We start from the raw sequence: 329 nt of genomic DNA on the forward strand, positions 1-329 counted from the left end.
TTGAGCTGAATGTAGTCGAAGTTGGATTTAACCACTTCGCCGAACATGTTATATGTTTCCTCCTCCTTGAAGCGTCTTTGAACCTGATGGATTTTATCCATCGGTATAGGTTTGTTTTCAGCATCATAGTAATTTAATTCAAACCTATTGTTATCAAAAATAAAATCAGCATCATATAATGCTACATTAAATTCCTGATGGATGGTTGCAGGAAACTTATAGAAAGGTGTAATTCCCAAGTTAATCCTGTTTTCAATTATTGTCCCTTTATTCCCTTTTTCATCATATTCTGGTTTATGAGCCTGATTTAATGGATTACTGTAGTTTCT

At 33.7% G+C, this 329-nt stretch carries 1 protein-coding gene; it reads right to left on the bottom strand.

The window, feature by feature from the left end; all coding sequences use genetic code 11:
• Positions 1 to 329 (bottom strand): hypothetical protein (locus HC176_RS18380; protein ID WP_167920429.1); only part of this gene is annotated, 329 nt, incomplete at both ends.

It is taken from the genome of Tamlana crocina, from assembly GCF_012037625.1.